The following is a 17,706-nucleotide window of genomic DNA, read 5'->3' as shown; positions in this document are numbered from 1 at the left end:
CCGAGCGCCAATGGCGACAAGTCGCACCCCTGGCCTATCCACCAATCGGAGACGCCGGACATGACCCAACTGATGCAGACACAAGCCGGAGACGCCGGCGCCTTCCGCCACTTCGACCTGACCCGCGTCCCCTCTCCCTGCTTCGTCGTCGACGAAAAGGCGGTGGAGCGGAACCTGGCGGTTCTGGCCGATATCGGAGAGCATTCCGGCGCGCATATCCTGTCGGCGCTCAAGGCCTTTTCGATGTTCGCGCTGGCCCCGCTGGTGCGCCAGTATCTCGGCGGCACCTGCGCCAGCGGCATCTTTGAGGCGCGGCTGGGGCGCGAGGAATATGGCGGCGAGGTCGCGACTTTCTGCGCGGGCTACAAGGACGCCGATATCGACGAAATCCTCGCGCTGTCGGATCACATCATCTTCAACAGCCCCGCGCAGAAAGACCGCTTTTTGGCCAAGGCACAGGCCGCCGGGCGGCAGGTCGGGCTGCGCATCAACCCCGAGCATTCCGAAGGCGAGGTTGCGAAATACGACCCCTGCGCCCCGTGCTCGCGCCTCGGCACCCCGGTCAGCCAACTAGACGCCAAGGCGCTGGAGGGCGTGGATGGCCTGCACATGCACACGCTCTGCGAACAGGGGTTCGAGCCGCTGGCGCGCACATGGGCGGCGATCGAACCGAAACTCGCCCCCTTCCTGAACGGGTTGAAATGGCTGAATTTCGGCGGCGGCCACCATATCACCCGCAGCGACTATGACCGCGACGGGCTGGTGGAGTTCATCAAGACCATCCGCGCCAAATACGGCGTCGAGGTCTATCTGGAACCCGGCGAGGCCGTGGCACTGGATGCGGGCATCCTGGTGGGCGAAATCCTCGACCTGCCGCACAATGGCATGGATCTGGCAATCACCGACATCTCGGCCACCTGCCACATGCCCGACGTGATCGAGGCCCCCTACCGCCCCGCCCTGATGGACGAAGCCGAAACCGGCCACACCTATCGCCTGGGCGGCCCCTCGTGCCTCGCGGGCGACGTGATCGGCGACTACACTTGGGCCGAGCCGCTGCAGATCGGGCAGCGCTTTGCCTTCCTCGATCAGGCGCATTACTCGATGGTCAAGACCAACACGTTCAACGGTGTGCCTCTGCCCACCATCGCCCTGTGGAACAGCGAAACCGATGACCTGAAGATCATCAGGGAATTCGGCTACGACGACTTCAAAGAGAGGCTTTCATGAGCATTTTCCTCGACAGCGAACTGACCGAGGCCGAACGCAGCGAAGACGCCCGGTTCCGTGTCATCCCGGTGCCGTTGGAACGGACGGTCTCCTACGGTTCGGGCACTGCATGCGGCCCCGCCGCGATCATCGCAGCCAGCAATGAACTCGAACGCATCACTGGACATTCCGAACCCTGTGTCGATGGCATCTTCACCGAACCTTCGCTGGATTGCACCGGCCCGCTGCCGGACGTCATGGAGCGTCTGGCCCAGCGCACCGAGGCCGCGATCCGCGCCGGCACGGTGCCGGTCACGCTGGGCGGTGAACACTCGCTGAGCTATGGCGCGGTGATGGGCGTGGCCCGCGCATTGGGTCAGCCCCTCGGCATCGTGCAAATCGACGCCCATGCCGACCTGCGCAACGCCTATCAGGGCGAGAAACACAGCCACGCCTCGGTCATGCACCTGCTGGCCGAGGAAGGCGTCCGTCTGGCGCAATTCGGCGTACGCGCCTTCTCGACCGAAGAAGCCAAAAGCCGTCTGAGGAACCGTGTCTTCCATGTGGATGCCGAAGAGCTGGTCACCGGCAACATTCATGCCGTCGACCTGCCCGAGGACTTTCCCGAACTGGTCTATGTCAGCTTTGACGTCGACGGGCTGGACCCGTCATTGATGCCCGCAACCGGCACGCCGGTTCCGGGCGGGCTGGGATACTATCAGGCGCTGCATCTGGTCGAACACGCCTTGAAAGGCCGCCGCTGCGTGGGCTTCGACGTGGTCGAACTGGCCCCGGACGGCAACGCGGCGTGGGATTTCACCACGGCACAGATCGTTTATCGCCTGATGGCGTCCTGCTAGTCCTCGGCGGTTTCGTTGAGTTCCATGTGCCCCTCGCCCTTGTTCAACACGCGGCGCAGCATGGGCTCGAAGAACTCCAGTGGCCTGGTCGGATAGTCCGGGTCGAACGCCTTCTGATCGTATTCGTGGCAGAAATAGCGGCAGTCCTCCCAGTAAGGGCTGTCGCGATACTTGTCGCGCGCATTGCGGTCTCCGCCCAGATGGTGATTGTAGTAATAGCCCTGGAACACACAGTGATGTTTCAAAATCCAATGGGTGCGTTCGCTGACATAGGGCTTCATCATCGCCGCTGACAGCTCGCCGTGGTTGTAGGGTGACAGGATGTCCCCGGTGTCATGGATCAGAGCAGCCACGACCAGTTCCTCATCCGCGCCATCCTCGTAGGCCCGCGTCGCGGCCTGCAGGCTGTGCTGATACCGGTTGACCGGATAGGGTGTCCATTCCTCGTCCAAGGACCGGATCGCGTCCAGAATCCGGTCGGGCAAAGCCGCGTTGTACGCCTCTTCATATTCCATGACGGCGTCCCAATCGGCCTTGGTGGCCTCTTCGAAACTGGTCCAGGTGGGTTTGTGGCTTTTGTCCAGCATGGCGGGTCCTTTGTCTGCGGGTCACTGCCAGACTAGTCGCGACCACCCAATAGAAAAAATGAATTGATTTTATCACGCCGATCAAAAAATAGTTTCACATGCAGATGCGTGAGCTCGAAACGTTTTTATGTGTGGCGGAAGCCGGTGGTTTCCATGCTGCGGCCCGACGGATGAACGTGACACAGACGGCTGTCAGTGCACGGATCCGCCAGCTTGAGGCGGCCACGGGCAAAGCCCTGTTTTCACGTGGTGCCGGCGGTACCAGCCTCACCGACTTCGGGGCGCAGTTCAAACCCTATGCCGAACAGATGCTGTCGCTTTGGTCCTTCGCCTCGCAAGACCTGCCGGCCCAAAGTCAAGGTCGTGTGGCCCTTCGCCTGGGCGCTCAGCTCAGCATCTGGGACCCGCTTCTGGTCGATCTGGCCGTCCGGTTCGAGCAGAGGTTTGGCAAACTTCTGTTGACGCTCAACTATGACCACACGCTGAACATGGCCGAGGCCGTTGCTTCGCACGTTCTGGACGTGGCTTTCACACATGAGAGGCCATCGCGGTCCGGGATCTCGTGCCAGGACTTGCCGCCTGAGCATTTGATCCTTGTCGAGACGCCCCATCTGGCTAAGTCCGGCAGCGATCCTGTTTTCATCAACCTCGAACTTGGTGAAGGCTATCAGGAGCATGTACGCGGTCTGGCCCGGTTGTCTGCTGGGCAAACCGTGTTTCTGGGCAATTGCATGATGGCACTGCGCTATATCCTGCAACGCGGCGGGCGCGGTTTTTTCCCGCACAGCGTCGTCGCCCCACACCTTGCGAATGGCGCGCTTCGCAAGGTCGACGAAGCGGCACCGCTAATTCTACCAGTCCACCTTGTCTCGCGCGCAGAGGATGACCACCAAAAACTGTTGGGTGAACTACACCAGTGCCTGTCGGAGTTGCGGGGCTAATCTCAGACCGGGGATGGCGCGGGTGCGGCGGCTCTCACCCGCCGGCGAATGATCGGTCTTCCGGCGAAAGCCAGGAACACGGCCGATATTGCGAACCCGACAACGGCTGGACCATAGAGCATCGGCCATAGCTTCGCATCCTTGATCACCACCGGAGATACGAACCCACGCACGCCTTCCAACAAGACAAGAATCGTGAATGCTGCGAATATCTGTGGCCAAAGGCCGAACCGGGAAAAACTACCCAGCATCAGAGTCGAATACCCCACCAGCGCCACGGTGATGCAGATCGCGATCCAGGAAAACCGCTGGTGCAGCTCTTCCACCAATTCCCCCAACGGGTAGCCATCCGCCGCAGCGACGGCGTCAAGATCGCCCAACAACTCGATCGTCGGAATCGCCTCAAGACTGCGGCGTCCATTGTCGGTGTTTCGGGACAGCTCCGAAATGTCGTATGATGCATCGTCGAAAAGGGTCGACGACAGGGTCTTGCCTTCCTTGTTCAACCGCAGTGCAACCCCATCCACCATCACCAGATGAACGCCGGATCCGTTGTTCACCAGATAGGCGGACGTGCTGGAGTATGTGGCGGGGTTTTCCTGATCGCGACGGTCGGACACGAACACCTCGTGCAATGTGCCATCCAGATCAATCCGACCGATATAGACGGTCACGCCCCGAGCCGGGTGCATGAACTCCCCCTCGTTGAGCAACTGCGCGGTGATGTCACCTGCCACCTCGGCCTGGCGCAATTCCAGCTGTTCTACGGAAGCGGGCCGCAGAATGACGCTGACGATCGCCATCATCAGCCCCGCCACCAGACCAAACAGCAACACCGCCCGGCCCAGCCGCCATGGGCTGGAACCGGTGGCCAGCATCACGGTCAGTTCGCTTTCCCGGCTCAGCCGGTTGGTGGCATAGACTGCGGCGGCAAAGACCGCCATCGGCATGACCGTTCGGACAAGTGTTGGCAGGGTCAGCGCCGTGAACTCCAGAAAAACCATAGCCGACTGGCCGCCACTGATGACGTGTTCGAACAGGCTGACCGAGCGGGTGATCCAGAACACGCCCACCAGAACAAGCGTGAAAAAGCCGAAAAGAACCAATAGCTGCCGCAGGAAATACCCATCAAAGCGCGACATGTGACCTCTTTCGGCTGTTTTATCCTGGCGGGACATTAGGCCATTCGCCAGTCAAGGGGAACCGCGATTGCGCCCCAACTCACCGGCCGGCACAAGGATTTTGGTGTGCCACAGCCACCGCAGGACCTGTGCCGCCGAGGTGGGTCCGATGCGGCTCGACCATCGCTGCAGAATATCGGGCACAGAGCGTGAGTCGCGCAGATCGGATATCAACGGCGCCAGTTCGGCCCCCGCCAGCGAGTGGACCGGGCGCGGCAAATTGGGGTGGGTCAGAATCTCTGACCGCACAACATACGCGTCGCCTTGCACACCGCCCTGTATCAGCTTCGCCTCCGGCGACCGGCGAAGCACCTCGCCCGGGGACAACTCGGCGTTCTGCAGGTCCGCAGGCGGGCGGCGAAGCCAGTCCAGAGGCTGTGCGCGCTGGCTCCAGAACGGACCAGAGGTGACCTCGTGGTGACGTGCATAGAATGCCGCCGCCAATTCGGCGTGGGTTTCTACGCGTTCGCGCTGTCGTCCCGAATAGAATCCCAGCGCGATGTTGGTGTCGCAGGGCCGAGTCAGAATCGTGTTCGCAACCACTGCCGCCTGCATGGCCTGCGCCATAGACAGTTGCACCCCTTGCGATGACAGCGCATCGACCGAGAAACTCGCTTCGCCCACACGCAGCAGATCATCGGCGGGCGGTGTCAATTCACATTGGCTGCTGGCATCACACCGGCGCACCGGGCCCATCCGCGCCTGCTCCAGACAGCCGGCCAGAAGAGTCGATCGTGCCAGAAGGTTCAGATACAGATCACGCCGGGCTGCCGGCGACAAACCAGTGCAATCCGACGGGTCAATGAAAATGCAAGCGTTGACCGTACCATCCGGCTGTGCTGCGCCCCAATACCAATGGGCATCACCAGCCTCCACGCGGGCCTGCGTGCCAAAACCCGGAGGGGCTTGCCAATAGGCATAGAGCGCTGTCAATGGCGCTGAGGCCGGGCGGAACCTTCGACCCAGGCCCGCATGCTTGCCCGCCGCATCCACCAAAAGGTCGGCGCGCAGTCGGCTTTTTCCCTGCGCAGTCAGGATCGGAACCTCCCAACCGGAGCCGGTGCGCCGTGGTCGATAGGCGCGTGCGGGTTGCAACACACGAACACCCGACTGGCGTGCAGCGTCCAGTAGGATGGCATCGAACCGGCTGCGATCCACCAGAAGGCCCGGATCGTCAACTGGCTCACCTCTCCTTTCAAACGCCGCGCCCCACATAAGGACGGAACCCGACGATTGCAGGAATCCCGCAGCTTTCATCGCATCGTCCACACCCAGAAACCGCAGAATGGGCCAGATGGAGGAAGGAAGTGACTCGCCGATATGTGGGCGTGGGAAGATGGCGCGTTCCAGCAGACAGACTCGTCGCCCCAGCTGTGCCAGCCGCATCGCCGTCATAGCCCCGGCCGGACCACCGCCGATCACGCAGATCTCGGTTTCAATCTCGGCCGCCATCCGCTGCGCCCTCAGGCCGAACGGCGGGCTGCGTCGCCGAAGAAATCCGGGCGGGCAGCCGACAGCCGGACATAGGCCTGCAGGCAAAAATCCAGCCAACCGCGGATATAATCACATGCCGGGCGGCCACGATGAATGACCTCGTGATGGCAACCGCCACCGCACATGTACCGTGCCCAACAGGTGTTGCACGGCGATTGGTTGTGCACGTGGCGCTCGGCCAGCCAGGCTTCTCGTCGCGCATCCGGGCCGTCATGGACGTTGCCCATCGCGGCCAAGTCATCCTCGACGAAGCGGTGGCAGGCGAACAGATCGCCATCCGCCGAAACCCCGAAATATCCGCCACCGGCTCCGCAAGCGTAGGGCCGGTGCGTGCCACGGTGGATCTCGTGCATTGCGGCGGCCATGTTCGAGAAGGGAAAGCGGCGGCCCTGCAGCACGGCGTCTTCGAAAACGCGTCCGCAGCGGATCATCTGCGAAAGCATTTCGGCCATGTCCTTGCTGCTCATTTCTTCGCGCCCAGTTGGCGAAGCCAGCATGGGTGAGAACCCGACCGAGTGGAAACCCAAGCCTATGAAATGGTTCAGGGTCTCAGGCAGCTCGAGGTTGCGCGGTGTCACGGTGACCCGAGCGCCCACCTGCATGCGATGTTGTTTGTCCAGCAACGGCTGCACCTTGCGCAGAATGATGTCGTAGCTGCCGCGCCCACCCCGGTTGGGGCGCAGCCGGTCATGTGCCTTGCCAACACCATCCAGACTGATGGTGACGGCAAAGGCGTGGTCTTCGAAAAACTCAGCGTCCTCCGGGCGCAGCAACGTGCCGTTCGTCGTGATCGAAAAGCCCACATCCACGTTGTTGCGTTGCGCGTGTTCGGCAGCATAAATCGTCGTTTTTCGGATCAGGTCGCGATTGATCAACGGCTCGCCTCCCAGGAAGGCAAGATTGATCCGGGAGCGGGGTTCCGCGTCCATGATCAGCCGATCGACCGAGGCTTTCGCGACCTCCCATTCCATACTGCGGGCAGGACCACCAAAGCTGCCCTGCGAGGCATAGCAATATGTGCACGCCAAGTTGCATTTCTGCGCGACCGCCAGCGACAAAGACCTGACCGGCATGCGGCGCGGCGGCGCGGCGTCAATGAACGGCACACCATCAAGACCCATCTTCGACAGAAACCCTCGCTGTCCTTCGGCGGTCATACGGGCGAAGTGATCCGCCGTTCCGTCGGGCACGTCGAACACGCGCGAGCCATCTACGGCCAGCATGTGCTCGCCCAAGGTCGTTTCGAAAAAATGCACCTCGGCAGATGGGTGGGTCATGTCTCGACCTCGGGCCAGAACGGGATACCGATACCCTTTTCCGCCAAGGCTTCACCGGCGACCCGGAAGCTTTTCATCGTGTCGCGCACCTGCTGGATATACTCCTGCGCTTCGGTGAATCGGTTCTGAGCCTCGTTTTGATAGGCCTGTTCCAGCCCATCGGTGATGCGGCGGAACAGATCCAGTGCCTCTTTCGCCTGCGTTTCCGAGCCCACTTGGATCGGGCGCAGATAGGCAGGTGTGCCGCGGCCCGTTTGGTATTTGGCCAGAACGTCCTTCATCTGGCGGAACCGCAGAAAATGTTCGTCGCCGTCGGTGTCGATCCGCACGGCCAAAGCATACAGGCGCCGATCGGTGAACGCCTTGTGTTCCAGTGTCGCCACGCACTGGGCATAAGCGCGGTCTATGAACCCGTCGGGGCGTTCGATCTCGATGAAGTCGTCGATGGCCTCAGGCGTCAAAGGGCGCAACGACCGTGGGATGATCCGCTTGGGTCCGATGGGCAGGGCAAGCGCGGGCGTCAGCACCGGTTCGTAATCCTTGCCCTGCAACGACCACAGCAACTGGTTTGCCCAGCGCATGTGGGTCATCTCGCCGATCGCAACTTCAAGCAGGGCGCGCCGCGCAAAGATCAGATCATCCTTCAGCGTTGGCCAGCGCTCGGAACCGACGGTTTCGGGATCGGCCAGCGAAAAATAGGCATAGAGGTATTGCAGGCTGAGCGTCATCTCCATCGGCGCCAGACGGGTCTGCAGGTCTTTGACCATCGCCGCTACGCTTTCATACGGTTCGACACCGGGCAGGTCCGTGTCGGCCTCATAGACTTCGCCGGTCTCGCGTCCCTCGACTACGATCGGCAGGTCGCTCCACATCTGGTTGACCTCGTAATGGTCGATCTGAAACGGGCGGTTCTGTTCGACGGTATTCAACGCCGCCACATTGCCCGAGGGCGATTTGTCCGAGCGCAGCCAATCCAGATAGGTTTCGGCCACAACCGGATCGTCGGGCGCACCAGTCGGCAGGCGGGTGTCATGCGGTACTTCGGCAGTGACCACATCCGGGTGGTTTGATGGCCAGTAGTGGCAGCCGCAATCCCGAAAGTCATGCGACCAGGGATTGCACAGGCTTTGGGTCAGCTCTCCGGGGTCGTAGGCCGTATCGAACACGCCGGCTTCGGTGCGGTACTGCCGGCGGTATCCATGCAGGACGACCGGCGGTGCGTCGACGACACCGTCGTGATTGCGCCGCTCCAGTGCGATGGTCACCGGATGGTCGTCGCCGCATTCAAGGCTGCGGATGAACCGCCAGACCAGCATGCCGTCGTAGGGTTTGCCCTTGTCGTCGCGGAACGAGATACGTCGACCGCCTTGTTCGACCCAGGCCAGAAACCACCGGCCGCTGGACAGCTCGGCGCCGATTTCGCCACGATAGGCGTCCAGCAAGTCCTGCACCCAAGGTGCCGAACTGTCATCGGGCAACATCGGGTCATAGAAATAGTCGACATAGACCAGATGAAACCCTTGCGTGTTTTCGGGTGCTTCCGGAACCGGGTTCAGTGGGACACGTACGGCATTGAAAACCAATCCCGGAAAGAACCGGCGATCAAGGTCGCGTACGTCCATTTCCAGCCCCGGGAAACAATTTCCGACCGACCCGTCCAGCCGGGTGTTGTCAGGGTTGCCGGGCACCTTGTAGGCCGCACGGGCCGTCAGATTGCGGGGTTTGATGCGGATCGGCGCTGGTTTGTCAGACATCCCGAGGCTCTCCTACCGGTTCGGTTCCGGGCGCGGGCGGGTGCGCCTCGAGGTAATCGATGAAAGACATCACCAGATGGTACTGCCGCCGTGACAGCGAGAGCGGAAAATAGTTGGAATCCCGCATGTAGGGCGGCATGCGGGCGTCGTGCATCATGTCGCGCACGATCCGCGGGTCGCGGAAGGCGGGATCGGGTGTCTGGTCAGGGTTCGGATCCTCTTCGAACTGGGCCAGAATGCCAAAGGGCGGGCGCATCAATCGCCGCACGAAATCAGGCCTGCGGCGCAGAAAGTCCAAAAGGTTTTCCTCATCGATCAACTGCTCGTGCACAAACTTGGTGGCGACCGTATAGGGCAGCTGTTCATTCGGGACCGAGTTCGAGAAAACCGACACCGGCTGTGGGCGGATCAACTCGTCGATCTTGTCGGGAGGCACCGCGTCCTTTTCCGTCATCGATGCCGCATCGGTGGACGGCAGGCCCGGTGTGGGAGCGATATTGGTCTGAGCCTGAAGAGAGGCGTTGTCTTTGAGGCCTTGTGCCCGGATGTCATCCAGATTGATCAGGCTGTTGGTCTCGAACGCCTTTCGGAAGATGTCGACCACTTCGGTTTTTGCATCAAGGTAGTTTTCTGCGGTGACCGAGATCAACGACATGTCGCGATCCGCCAGATCGTCTTCGAGGCTGTAGAAAGGCCGGCAATCCGGAGCGAAATCCGGCGGTCCGGTGAAGATGCGCGCCCGGGCGACCAAACGCTGACCTCGAACAGCCAGCGTGGCTTCGATCGTTCCATCACAGGTGTCGTCAACCACCCCCCAGGACTGATCGTTGCCGACTCGGGCACCATCATAACTGTCATGCGGTTCGGGATCATCAGACAACCCCGACATCATGATCCATTTCGACCAGGGCGTGTCCGGGTTCAGGATGCGGTTCTGCGCCGGCACGATCTCATGAATCCGGCCATATTCCGATTTGGGCGGGTCATTCTTGTATCCCGGCACAGCAAGGGTTGCAGGGCCGAAGGCGGCATCGGGCGGGCCGTATACCTCGCCCTTGGGCGGAGTGAACCGCAAACGCAGAAGACTGCGGTCCACCATCTCGCCGGGCACCGGCTCGTCCGTCCCTTGGACCGGGCGGACAACCCGCACCGAGCCCAGCGGGATCGGGTTGTGTTCATAGACCAGCGGCTGCTGTTCCGACGTGTGCGGGCTGAAGGCCAGCAAGGGTTTGGGAGAAAAGTCCTCGGCCGCGATCTCGACCCGGGCGCGAAACCCGCAGGCTGCATCTCCGGTGCGGCGGGCGGCTTTCTGATTGCCTACAGCGACAGTGTAGCGGATGTTCTTCAGCGACAGCCCCTGCCCTTCAAGAAGGTTCAGAGTGACAGGAGTTTCATAGGCCTCGCCGGTTTCAGCATCGAACATCCGCGCCCACAGCTCAAAGAACGGCGCGACCGGGCGCAGGGCGCCGGTGCCTTCATCCCGAAATCGGATCTTCCGCGGGTCCGGCAGGTGGGCCGAGACACTCCCATCCTCGTTTTCCCGCAAAGTCACGTTCGAGCGTATGACCGTCTTGTTGTTGCCATGCGCGTCCAGATCCTGCTGCCATTCGTAGCTTTCCAGCGGGGTCTCGCCCGGACCAAGCCTGGCAACGGCCATCGGCGGCAAAAAGAAGATTTCCTGTATCGTGTCCATGCCGGGCCCTCTCCAGTTTGGCCATGCCGCTCCGCAACCTGTTTTCAGGGGTACGAATAGCTTTGATAGGTGATCGTCGGGTCCGAGAAGAACGGAGTCGACTTATCCCGAATGATGTCCGGCGGCGCGTCGTCCGGAACCGGAGAAATGCTCTGCTGGTAGTGAAAGAAGTTCTGGGGGTCGAATTTCTGCTTCACGAACAGAAGTGAGTTGAAGTTGTCGCCCCAATAGAGCCATCGATAGTTCAGCTGAGTGCGCCGCGGATAATTTTGATAACAGCGGTCGATGAAGAAGCCCTCGTCCGTCATCATCTGCATGAACCCATCCAGCCATGGGACCACGACGTCTTTCTCATCCTCGGACAACCAAAACACGTCAACGTAGAAATTCATCGACACGTCGCGGTGAATGAAGGCGTTTCCCTGTTTGCCAACCGGCATTCGGTTGATCGCCCCGCCATACGGCTCGATCGCCACCGCCCCGTAGGCGTTCGGCGTGCTGTCCAGATAATCGACGACCCTTTGCCATTCATCTTGCGACAACTGGCGGGCGATATACCCGCCCTGCTTGTCTTCGCGGGCTTGATCCGGGACCACCGGGATGTCGTATTTCTCGTCATACAGCCAGGAATTGATCTGCTGGTAGGTTCCTGTCTTGCTGTTTTCCATGTGGCCGCCGATGGGTTCGTCCAGCAGCGGCTGGATGACCCGGCGCCCTTCGTCTTCGGGGCCGTGATATAGGGCCGAGACCAAAAGAACCTTCTGGTCTCCTTGATAAGCCAGAAAGATGTAGGCCCCAAATTTGTCCGAGAGTCCGTCCTTCATGTAGTTGGCCTGCAGAAACTCCAAAGCCTTGGCAGCCCTGTCCAGCGGCCATTTGATATGAACGCCCCAAACTTCGTAAAGGTTGTGCAGCTTGAACCGGATTTCCAGAAGCACCCCGAAATTGTTGCCGGTGCCTCCCCGGATCGCCCAGAAAAGATCGGGGTTGGTCGTGTCATCCGCGATTACGATACTGCCATCCCACAGCATAACCGTCACGCCCAGGACATTGTCGCAGGCCATTCCGAACAGGCGCGACGTGAACCCGTATCCTCCGCCCATCATGAATCCGGCCACGCAGACATCCTGACACGCGCCACCCGGCACATGCAGGTGATAGGAATCCAGCACCGAGTTCAGGACTTTGAACGGGGTACCGGGGCCGACATAGGCCATCGGGGTATCTGGATCGACCGTCACGTAACACATCCTGCTGGTATCCAGCACCATCGCATTGTTGACCGAGTACCCCGCCGTACTGTGCCGGCCCGATCGGCTGACCACCCACAGATCATGGGCCCGCGCGAAGGCCAGACTGGCCCGCACGTCCTGAATGGTTTCGCAATAGACAATGATTTCCGGGTAGTCCTGAAAGGCCGGGTTCCAAAGTTGGCGATCCGTGTTGTAGTTCGGGTCCGTCGGCAAAACGACCGATCCAACCAGGCCTTTTTCAAACTCCCGTATCTGCTCGGGCGTAATCGGATGATAGCGCTGCAGCGATAGGTCCGTTCGGCTGGAGGCGACGCGATCCTTGGCCAGAATGGTCTTGCTTATCTTGCGCATGATGGGCGCTCCCTTGGCATAACATGCAGAACGCGCAGGGAAAAAACACTGCGCGCACGTTTTACGGTCTTTCCATCAACCCATTTCTGCCCGTCCCAAGCTGGCAGAAAGCTTCCGTACCGGTCAAGAGATCGTTTCAAGCAATGCCCGGGCTTCAAGCAATTCCGGGATGTCGGCCTTTGGGTCGAAACGTTCCAGGGCATCCGACAGCCATGGCCCCGGCTTCCCCGCGGTTTTGGAAACGTGGCGCGTCAGCGCCACGGCTGCGCGCAGTTCGAACAGGCTGGCCCCGCATTTGCGCGCCTCGGACACCGCCTGTTTGAGGATCGGTTCAGGATCTTTCCGCTCATGATCGTCAAGCAACGAGCGGACCCTGAAAACCTCGGCATCGGCCCAGCCTTCGTCGGTATCTTTGCGCCAAAGTTCAGCCTGCGTCAGCGCCTGCTTGGCGGCCTTGAGCCCCCCGGCACGCACCAGAAGTTCCGCGATCAGCGATAGAAAGAAGCTTTTGTAGTTTCCGGCGCCACTAGACCACCAGTCATCCGACGCCTGCCGCAGGGCCGCGATGTGCTCGGCGTCCGGGGTCCGGTGCGCCCGCGCCCAACCGAGCCACATGCGGGCGGTGATCGACATGAAGGCCAACCTGTGCTCGCGAGAAATCTCCTCCAGCGGTGCGACGGTCGCGATCAGTGCGTCGATATCACGGTGCAACAGATGGACCATGCACGTATAGGTCAAGACCTGGGCTACGCTGTGCGCGTGTTGCAATTCATTGGCCCAGTCCAAAGCTTGCGCCTGAACCTTTCGCGCACGGGCCGGCTCACCCATCAGGCTGTAACAGACCCCCAGGAAGCCAGCTGTGATGGCCGCATGGTCGGTGCCATAGACATAGGCCAGCTTCCCATGTGTTTTGAAATCGTAAAGGGTCCAGGCCTGCTCAAGGTGCGCTCTGGCATCGGTCAGATTGCCGATGTGCAGTTGTACGGCCCCCATGGCGCGGTGCCCTACCATCCGGTGCTCGGTCCGGCCGCTGACTTCAGCCAGGTCCAGGATCTGGTCCGCCACCTCACCGGCCAGGCGGTACTCGGCCCGCACAAGGTGAAACGCATAAAGCCCATTGAGAACCGGGAAAAGGCGTTCCGTCTCGCGGGCCCGACGGCACAGCTCGCGCAGCCGGCCATAGGCCTCGCCTGTCGCTTCGCCTGCAATCCCGTCAGTCGAGCGCAAGACACCGGCCCGAAGCACTTGCAGGTCAATCTCGCGCAAGTCGCGGTCGCGGCTTTTCGGCAGGTCTGAGACAAGACCGAGCGCCTTGGACAAATGGGTCAGTGCTTCGGACAGGGCCGACCGCTCGATCGCTCTCTGACCGGCGTTTTGCCAATGAGTAACGGCCTCTTCGGGGCGATTTGCCAGCGTATAGTGCTGGGCCAGAACTTCGGGCTGGGTCTGTGCAAGATAGGGTTGCTGGTCCAGCAATACACCCGCAGCCTGGTCGTGCAGGACCTGCCGCTCGGATCGCAGAAGGCTGTCATAGGCCATGTCCCGGATCAGGGCATGGCGAAACAGGTATTCGTCCTCGGCCCCGTCCGGTGGCCGCTGGATGATGCCCGCCATTGCCAATTGTTCCAGGCTGGCCTGCATCGACGCCGCCGGCAGCATGGAGACCGCCGCGACCAGAGCCACCGAAAAGCGTCGCCCGAACACGGCGCCGGTCTGCGCCACGTCCTTTGCCATACCCAGGCGGTCGAGTCGCTCCATCAGCGAATCCTTGAGCGTGCTGGGCACCGACAGCGACGGCAGCGGACCGCGCAGGACATAGCCATCCTCGGTCAGCCGCAACTGGCCGGATTCCAGAAGGCCGCGCGTCACCTCCTGTACAAAGAGCGGGATCCCATCGGTCTTGGCGGCAATCAGGTCGCAGACCGGTCCCGGCAAAGGCTTGCCCCCCGCGACATCCGTGACGATTTCCGCCACCTCGGCATTCGACAATCGGGTCAGGGGGATGTGCAACGTGTTGTGGTGGTGCCCCCAGCTGGGGTCAAACCCCTGCCGGGCCGTGACCACGATAAGAACCGGCAGGTCACGAATCCGCTCGATCACCCTATCCGTCAGCGAAAGCGTGGTCGGGTCCACCCAATGCGCGTCTTCGAACAGCAACAGAACGGGTTTGCTTCGGGCCATCGACACCAATTGCTGCGTTACGGCTTCCAGCGTCTTTTCCAACTTGACCTGCGGCGGCAAGTCCAAGGGTCCTAGTGCATCATCGGCATCGATGCTCAACAAATCCGCAATCAGGCGCTGCTGTTCGGACGTCAGGTACCGCAGCAGCGGCAGAAGCTTGTCCAGCTTTTGGGCGTCCGTATCCGCCGGCGCGAACCCGGCTGAACGTTCCAGTTGCTGCACGATCGGATACAGAGCACTGCTTGAGTGCAGCGGCGAGCATTGAAAATTCAGACGCAGAATGTCCTGACCCTGCAACTCGTGCGCCAACCCTTCGATCAGCCGGGACTTTCCGATCCCCGCCTCACCTGAGATCAGAACGGATTGACCCGCCCCGTGACTGGCTTCGTTCCACTTGTCACACAGCTTGCGAAACTCGGAGCCGCGACCGATCAGACGGCCGGAACCCGCTTCGGGATTGATCTCGAACCGCCGTTCGATCCGTGCGGCACCCTCCACGGTCCAGGCCTGAACCTCGTCCGCAAACCCCTTCAGAACATGCCTGCCCGCATCCTTCAGCCGGAAAGCGCCCCCGATCAGGCGGCGCGTCGAGGGGCTGATGATCAGCGAATTTGGTTCGGCCAAACCCTGCAGGCGGGCGGCCAGATTCGGCGTCCGCCCCATGACCACGTCGTTTTCCCGCAACCCGTCCCCATAGATTGTGCCGACCACCACAAGTCCCGTGGCGATTCCGATCCGCGCCTGCAGCTCTTCCTTTCGGTCGATCGCGGGGAGTTCGTCCAAAATCTGCAACCCGGCCTCGATCGCACGCGAGGCCGCATCCTCCTGCGCGTGCGGATAGCCGAAATAGATCATCGCACCATCCCCCATGAAACAGGCGATGTGACCACCGAATTTCGAGACGGCGGTTGTGCAAGTCTCTTTGAATCGACGCACCAGTTCGCCCAGGTCTTCCGGATCCAGGCGCTCGGACATTGCCGTCGAGCCGACGAGGTCAACGAACATGACCGTCAATTGCCGGCGCTCGGCCACGATTTTCCCCTGTCGGCGAGTGTGCACGGCGTCACCGGCCGTATCCTGGGCAAAACGCGCGGTTGCGGCAATTAGGCGACGTCGCGGACCCAGCGGCAGCCCGAGATCGATCAGATCATGCTCGGACAGATGAACGAGGTCGGACAAGGCCACTTCTGCCGCAGCGAAAGCGGGGGCGTATTTGGACAGCCCCAACTTCTCCAGAAAAGCGGCGATATCCGTCATTTCTCCCCCAACGGCCTGTCCAACGCCGGTTTGTTTTGGCTCGGTCCACCCCGCGCAGATCGCGCGTCGCAAACCGTGACCCGTTCATTATCCAACTGACTGAACAGCCTTTTCGTTCTTTACCCGCACGTCAAGAGGTTTGGCGAACCAAACCGGCACAGCACGGTTGACCTTGGAGGCAGCATTGCTGAATTGCTTGGAGAATGGCAGGGGCAGCAGGGTTCGAACCCGCGACCTACGGTTTTGGAGACCGTCGCTCTACCAACTGAGCTATACCCCTGTGGTGCGCCATCAGATATGCCAGCGGCGCGACGGACTCAAGAGGCTTTTTCAGTTTCTCGGACACATATGCAATCGACAAAGAAGTTGCGTGCGTCGTGCAGTTCTATAAGACAAGGTTCGGCCCACCGAGAGGAAATTACCCTTGAGCCTTCGCAAGAAGATTGCCGACAGCGAGACGACCCTGAACTGGGCCGCGCGCCGCATCGCCAGCTACATCAGGATGGTCCATCGTAACACCAAATGGAAGCGGATCGGCTATGATGAACTGGACAAGCTCGCGGAACAGGGCGAGCCGGTCATCGTCGTGCTGTGGCACCAGCGGCTGGCACAATCGCCCTATTTCTTTCCGCTGGACAAAGGGCGCATCTGCTCGATCACATCGGCCGCGCGCGCCGGCAGCATGGTGGGCCGGGTGCAGAAGCTCTTCGGCATGGACACCATCGCCATGTCCAGCCACAAGCGTCACGTGGCCCTGTCGCGTGAAGTGCTGGGCAAGATGAAACAAGGGATCTCGATCGGCATAGCTGCCGACGGTCCACGCGGCCCGGAACGGGTGTGCTCGACCGTCCCGCTGGTCTGGGCGCGCAGCTCAGGAAAACGCGTTTTTGGCATCACCTATTCGGCCCGCCATGGCCGTGAGGCAGGCACCTGGGACCGGCTGCTGCTGCCGCGCCCCTGGCGCAACGAAGGCGTCTTTCTGTGCCGCGAATGGACTGAGACCGTACCCCGCAAGGCCACGGACGAGCAGATCGAGCAACTGCGCCAAAGCCTCGAGAAGCACATGAATGACATCACCGCCGAGGCCGATCGTATGGTCGGTCGCGCCCCGTGGGAACCAAAGCTCTGATCAGCCCGCCTGCTTTCCGCCAAAGTCACGGCGAAGGGCACCGGTTTGCTTGCCCCCAAGCCTTCTGCGTTCCCGAAAAAAATCTCTGACGGTGCAGTCGACTTCGTGATCATCATCGCTGAGAATGGCCTCGCGCATATCTTCCAGGTCCTTGTTGTGAAGGATTTGCGCCCCGTATTTCAGAAACTCAAAGCCAAACATCGCGTCCTCCTGCTGTTCGGGCATTCTGCCGAGCGTGCACAGGTCGCTTTCGGCGTTGCACATCAGGTAGACGTTCAGCTTCTGGAGCAGATGGGCGGAAGGTTAAGATTTCTCAAGCCGAGGGTCGGGGGCACCATCAAATCGAAAACACTGGCAGACTTGGAACCGTCTGATCGGCTTCCCAATAAGAAAAAGGGCGCCCCAAGGGACGCCCTTTTCATCAATATGCGCTGATGCGCCTTACTCGATGATTTTGGACACGACGCCTGCGCCGACGGTGCGGCCGCCTTCGCGGATGGCGAAGCGCAGACCGTTTTCCATGGCGATCGGGGCGATCA

The 17,706-nt window shown here is 61.1% G+C and carries 14 protein-coding genes and 1 tRNA gene; 5 read left to right on the top strand and 10 right to left on the bottom strand.

Annotated elements, in window-relative coordinates; genetic code table 11:
* The first annotated feature begins 60 nt into the window (after positions 1-60).
* Positions 61-1,230 (top strand): carboxynorspermidine decarboxylase, encoded by a 1,170-nt coding sequence (gene nspC, locus ACR0FC_RS07530; protein WP_170339520.1) that lies wholly within the window; start codon positions 61-63, stop codon positions 1,228-1,230.
* The gene (speB, locus tag ACR0FC_RS07525; protein ID WP_170339517.1) at positions 1,227-2,069 is read left to right on the top strand and encodes an agmatinase; all 843 of its coding nucleotides are present in this window, start codon (positions 1,227-1,229) and stop codon (positions 2,067-2,069) included. The genes nspC and speB overlap by 4 nt, the downstream gene beginning before the upstream one ends.
* Here speB and ACR0FC_RS07520 read toward each other — a convergent pair.
* A complete protein-coding gene (locus ACR0FC_RS07520) occupies positions 2,066-2,656 on the bottom strand; it encodes an HD domain-containing protein (protein ID WP_170339515.1) in 591 nt (196 codons plus the stop codon). The genes speB and ACR0FC_RS07520 overlap by 4 nt on opposite strands.
* A gap of 98 nt (positions 2,657-2,754) precedes the next feature.
* Here ACR0FC_RS07520 and ACR0FC_RS07515 point away from each other — a divergent pair, with 98 nt between their 5' ends.
* The gene (locus ACR0FC_RS07515) at positions 2,755-3,597 is read left to right on the top strand and encodes a LysR family transcriptional regulator (protein ID WP_170339513.1); all 843 of its coding nucleotides are present in this window, start codon (positions 2,755-2,757) and stop codon (positions 3,595-3,597) included.
* 2 nt (positions 3,598-3,599) lie between these two features.
* On the opposite strand, the gene lptF is transcribed toward ACR0FC_RS07515, so the two are convergent.
* The 8 genes from lptF to ACR0FC_RS07475 form a co-directional block, all read right to left on the bottom strand.
* Positions 3,600-4,739: an LPS export ABC transporter permease LptF gene (gene lptF / locus ACR0FC_RS07510; protein WP_170339511.1), complete on the bottom strand. Its 1,140-nt coding sequence runs from the start codon at positions 4,737-4,739 to the stop codon at positions 3,600-3,602.
* Between the two features lie 51 nt (positions 4,740-4,790).
* Positions 4,791-6,230, bottom strand: coding sequence for a flavin-dependent monooxygenase QhpG (qhpG, locus tag ACR0FC_RS07505; protein ID WP_170339509.1), 1,440 nt, complete (start codon positions 6,228-6,230; stop codon positions 4,791-4,793).
* A gap of 11 nt (positions 6,231-6,241) precedes the next feature.
* Positions 6,242-7,549, bottom strand: coding sequence for a radical SAM/SPASM domain-containing protein (locus ACR0FC_RS07500; protein WP_170339507.1), 1,308 nt, complete (start codon positions 7,547-7,549; stop codon positions 6,242-6,244).
* Positions 7,546-9,303, bottom strand: a complete 1,758-nt coding sequence (locus ACR0FC_RS07495) for a ferritin-like domain-containing protein (protein WP_170339505.1) — start codon at positions 9,301-9,303, stop codon at positions 7,546-7,548. Before ACR0FC_RS07495 ends, ACR0FC_RS07500 begins: the two co-directional genes overlap by 4 nt.
* Positions 9,296-10,996, bottom strand: coding sequence for a hypothetical protein (locus ACR0FC_RS07490; RefSeq protein ID WP_170339503.1), 1,701 nt, complete (start codon positions 10,994-10,996; stop codon positions 9,296-9,298). Before ACR0FC_RS07490 ends, ACR0FC_RS07495 begins: the two co-directional genes overlap by 8 nt.
* A gap of 44 nt (positions 10,997-11,040) precedes the next feature.
* On the bottom strand, positions 11,041-12,600 hold the full coding sequence (locus ACR0FC_RS07485) for an FAD-binding oxidoreductase (RefSeq protein ID WP_170339501.1): 1,560 nt from the start codon (positions 12,598-12,600) through the stop codon (positions 11,041-11,043).
* A 123-nt stretch (positions 12,601-12,723) separates the two neighbouring features.
* On the bottom strand, positions 12,724-16,038 hold the full coding sequence (locus tag ACR0FC_RS07480) for an AAA family ATPase (protein ID WP_170339499.1): 3,315 nt from the start codon (positions 16,036-16,038) through the stop codon (positions 12,724-12,726).
* A gap of 204 nt (positions 16,039-16,242) precedes the next feature.
* Positions 16,243-16,318: transfer RNA gene (locus ACR0FC_RS07475), tRNA-Trp, on the bottom strand.
* Between the two features lie 144 nt (positions 16,319-16,462).
* Between ACR0FC_RS07475 and ACR0FC_RS07470 the strand changes: the two genes are divergently transcribed.
* A complete protein-coding gene (locus tag ACR0FC_RS07470; RefSeq protein WP_170339498.1) occupies positions 16,463-17,167 on the top strand; it encodes a lysophospholipid acyltransferase family protein in 705 nt (234 codons plus the stop codon).
* A gap of 45 nt (positions 17,168-17,212) precedes the next feature.
* Positions 17,213-17,602, top strand: coding sequence for a hypothetical protein (locus ACR0FC_RS07465; protein WP_170339496.1), 390 nt, complete (start codon positions 17,213-17,215; stop codon positions 17,600-17,602).
* A gap of 6 nt (positions 17,603-17,608) precedes the next feature.
* Here the strand turns inward: ACR0FC_RS07465 and ACR0FC_RS07460 are convergent.
* Positions 17,609-17,706: EF-Tu C-terminal domain-related protein (locus tag ACR0FC_RS07460; protein WP_480636862.1), on the bottom strand; the 98-nt coding region annotated here is incomplete at its 5' end.

Source organism: Ruegeria sp. BB9, from assembly GCF_056539345.1.
Note: the sequence above shows the minus strand (reverse complement) of the source record. Positions and strands in the feature narration are given on the sequence as shown.